Annotated in this window: 1 protein-coding gene; it reads left to right on the top strand. The window is 72.0% G+C overall.

The genetic code is table 11. From position 1 onward, the window contains the following. The coding region (locus NON22_RS23760) for a type I polyketide synthase (protein WP_257389459.1) at positions 1–1,828 on the top strand (1,828 nt) is incomplete at both ends.

The raw sequence follows: 1,828 nt of genomic DNA, 5'->3' as shown, positions 1-1,828 counted from the left end.
GGCGCGCCCGCGCTGGCGCGGCGGCGTTCCCGCACGCGCGGCCGCCGACGAGCGCATCGCGATCGTCGGCATGTCCGGACGCTATCCGCAGGCCGACGACCTGGAGCAGTTCTGGGACAACCTCGTGAACGGGCGCAACGCGATCGTCGAGGTGCCGGCCGGGCGCTGGGACGCGGATGCCTATTACGACCGCCATCCGCGCTCGCCGGACAAGATGGTTTCGCGCTGGGTCGGCGCGATGAACGACATCGACTGCTTCGATCCGCTGTTCTTCCGCATCTCGCCGGAAGAGGCGCAGTACATGGACCCGCAGCACCGCCTGTTCCTGCAGGAGAGCTACCGCGCGTTCGAGGATGCGGGCTATGCGGTGCAGACCCTGAGCAACCGGCGCTGCGGCGTCTACCTCGGCATCTCGATGAACGAGTACGCGGCGCTGCTCGCGCAGCGCGGCGTGCGCGCCGCGCCGGTGACCGGCAACAGCTATTCGATCGCCGCGGCGCGCATCGCGTACTACCTGAATCTCAAGGGGCCGGCGATCTCGGTCGACACGGCGTGCTCGTCCTCGCTCGTCGCGCTGCATCTGGCCTGCCAGGCGCTGCGCAGCGGCGAAGTGGACATGGCGCTGGCCGGCGGCGTCAGCCTCTGGCTGCTGCCCGAGTCGTACCTGTCGATGAACCAGGCTGGCATGCTGTCGCCGAGCGGCCAGTGCAAGGCCTTCGACGACGGCGCCGACGGCATCGTCATGGGCGACGGCGTCGGTGCGCTCGTGCTCAAGCGGCTCAGTGACGCCGAGGCCGACGGCGACGTGATCCACGGCGTCATTATCGGCTCGGGCACGAACCAGGACGGCCGCACCAACGGCATCACCGCGCCGAGCGTGGTCAGCCAGATCGAGCTGGAGCGCAGCGTCTACGAACGCTACGGCATCGATCCGGCGACGATCAGCTACGTCGAGGCGCACGGCACCGGCACGCGCCTCGGCGATCCGATCGAGCTGCAGGCGCTGGCCACGGTGTTCCGCGAGCGCACCGCACGCAAGCACTTCTGTGCGCTGGCCTCGGTCAAGAGCAACATCGGCCACACCTCGTCGGCGGCCGGCGTGGCCGGCGTGCAGAAGGTGCTGCTGTCGCTGCGGCACCGCACCCTCGCGCCGACCCTGCACGTCAGCCGCGAGAACTCGCATTTCGATTTCGCGAACTCGCCGTTCTACGTGAACCGCAGCGCGCGCGCCTGGGACGGCGCCGGCGATGCGCCGCGCCGCGCCTGCGTCAATTCCTTCGGCTACAGCGGCACGAACGCGCACGTCGTGATCGAGGAATACGTCGCGCCGGCGCGCGCGCCGCGGCCGGCGTCGCCGCAGGCCGTGCCGTTGTCGGCGCGCAATCTGCCGCAGCTGCGCCAGAAAGCGCTCGAGCTGCGCGATGCGCTGCGGCGGCGGCCGGAGCTCGCGCTCGCCGACGTCGCCCACACCCTGCAGACCGGCCGCGAGGCGATGGAACAGCGGCTGGGCTTCGTCGCCGACTCGCTGCCGCAGCTCGTCGAGCGCCTGGACCGCTGGCTCGCCGGCGAGGCCGACGTGGCGTTCGCCGGCGAGGTGCTGGCCGACGACGACAGCGACGCCGCCGTGCAGGCGGCCGCGCAGGCGCAGCAGCGCGGCGATCTCGCGGCGCTGCTGCGTGCCTGGACCACGGGTGTCGCGGTCGACTGGACGCGGCAGCCCGCATGCGGCGCGGCACGCGCGAGCCTGCCGACGTATCCGTTCGCGCGCGAGCGCTACTGGGTCGACGGCGACGCGGCCGCTGCGGAGGCGCCGGCGGCGGCCCCGGCC

This window comes from Tahibacter caeni (genome assembly GCF_024609805.1).
GTDB lineage: Bacteria > Pseudomonadota > Gammaproteobacteria > Xanthomonadales > Rhodanobacteraceae > Tahibacter > Tahibacter caeni.
The sequence above is the reverse complement of the archived record's forward strand: the minus strand, read 5'-3'. Positions and strand labels throughout refer to the sequence as shown.